At 44.0% G+C, this 1,078-nt stretch carries 1 protein-coding gene; it reads right to left on the bottom strand.

Features of this window, described 5'->3' with window-relative positions:
• A partial coding sequence (locus tag A3738_RS26330; RefSeq protein WP_156504519.1) for a putative solute-binding protein occupies positions 1–792 on the bottom strand: 792 nt, incomplete at its 3' end.
• Positions 793–1,078: the final 286 nt, after the last annotated feature.

Raw genomic sequence — 1,078 nt, 5'->3', positions numbered from 1 at the left:
ACGTGCTTTTTGCGCAAATCCTTCAGGAAACTTTTCCCATCGCGCAACGACTTGCATGGTGATGAACAAAAATGGCTCTTCGTATATACCGCCATTTGGTTCCAAGCCTTTATGCATTTCAAATGGCTCGTATACGATTGCGGGAGCAGCGGTAAGGTCGACACTTCCGTTATTGAACTTTAAGATCGAATTGAAAATGGTTGAGCTAACTGGCGTGATGCCGTGTTTCTTTGATAAATAAGCAGACTCAGGTATGTCATCTAGTACTGCCATTCTTTTACCAGCGAAGTCACCAGGAAGGAGAATTGTTCTGTCGCGTGTAAACATGAAAATTGCGCCAGCTGGACCGATCGCAAAAATCTCATACTCACCATTACGCATAAGTTTGGAAGCTTTCTTTGAAGAAAGAGATTTAAGGACAATGCCCATAGCTTCGTAACTTGGGATTGCTCCAATCGCACCGAGACTTCCTGTTAAGGAGTTAAACTCCCGAGCACGAAAGCCCAGCATATTTACTGCGTCACAGCGCCCTAATTTGAATTCTTCAATCGCAATGCGCTCGTCCTCATAGACCACATAACTGAGGTCAACGCCCCAGTTCGCGGCATGAATCTTAGCTTCGGCCATGATCTGGCCGACAGGGCCCGCTTTGCCGATAGGATCCCAAACACAGGCGAGAATAGGGATTAAGTTTGTGGCTTTTCCGCCTACCGTTTGATTAGCCGTAAGGGCAGTACTGGTGAGCGAGATACTTATGAAAATGAGAGTAAGGACTGCTTTCTTAAAAATCATATTGATGGCACTTTTTATTTTGATCAGGTGAAGTGTACTGAGCGTAGGAAGCGGTGTCGTGGATTGCCGCACAAAACCTGAAAAACATCCCTAAATCTGTACTGCTTATACTGCCTTAAAGGTGTATTGATACTCTACGCCTATTCATTGCTAGGATAATGTTTTATTCGGCCAAGCAAGGAGAGGTATTTTGATGAACATCGATATTTATCAAGTAGATGCATTTACTGATACGATTTTTAAAGGAAATCCTGCTGCAGTCATTCCTTTAGATGCGCCTATCGAA

Source organism: Oleiphilus sp. HI0066 (assembly GCF_001635725.1).
This window is presented reverse-complemented; position numbering and strand designations above follow the sequence as displayed.